This is a genomic window from Bartonella capreoli (genome assembly GCF_902813205.1).
Classification (GTDB): Bacteria; Pseudomonadota; Alphaproteobacteria; order Rhizobiales; family Rhizobiaceae; genus Bartonella; species Bartonella schoenbuchensis.
The window spans coordinates 1-696 of the sequence record NZ_CADDZX010000078.1 but is presented as its reverse complement, the minus strand read 5'-3'; the positions used below and the strand labels follow the sequence as shown (position 1 = coordinate 696).

The window sequence follows — 696 nt, the reverse complement described above, 5'->3', positions numbered from 1 at the left end:
CAATCAATGGTGTGCCTATCGCCCTTTATTATCGATAAATTTCTTCCATTTAATCATAATCATAAGGACCATTTTTTACACTTGCGCACACTGTAAAATCTGCTAAATATGGCGGCAGCTGCGTACTGGGGAATAGTTTAATGGTAGAACAGCGGACTCTGACTCCGTCAATCTTGGTTCGAATCCAGGTTCCCCAGCCAAATTCAACAAAATCTGTGTGTAGCTTGCCAGCAGGTTTTGTATATTTTGACACTAGGTTTTGTAACAATTTATTTTTTTTCAAAGGATTTTTAAGGGGTTCTCAAGGGGTCTTCAAAGATCTTTCAAAGGGTATTTAAATCCTCTTTTATGATCTGTTCCTAACAGCCTCTATTCTTCACTGCTTTCTTTTCCCTTGTTTGGAGCTTCGAGTATAATTTCTGTGGTGTATCCGCTTTGTTTCTCATAGCAGTGGGTGACAGTGGAAGCTTTCCATGGACCATTGATTTGCCCACGAAACCCTTGCAACACTAGAGGTTGATCCGCCATGATTTCTGGTCGCCCCGCAAGGGTCAAAGAACCACTCCCCACAACACAGCATAGATGGTCTGATTCTGATGCCACTGCAGTCAAAGCCTCTTCCTTGCTGGTGTAACAAGTACGAAGACGCCGCACAGGACCAATAAAACCTGTCTGATGCTTGACTTGACATTGCTG

1 tRNA gene and 1 pseudogene are annotated in these 696 nt (G+C 42.8%); one reads left to right on the top strand and one right to left on the bottom strand.

The annotated features are described in order from the left end of the window. Positions 1-126: 126 nt before the first annotated feature. Positions 127-200, top strand: a tRNA-Gln gene (locus J7R05_RS07400). Positions 201-369: 169 nt separating this feature from the next. Here J7R05_RS07400 and J7R05_RS07395 read toward each other — a convergent pair. Beyond that, positions 370-696 (bottom strand): annotated as a pseudogene (locus J7R05_RS07395) (late control protein); the annotation flags it as partial.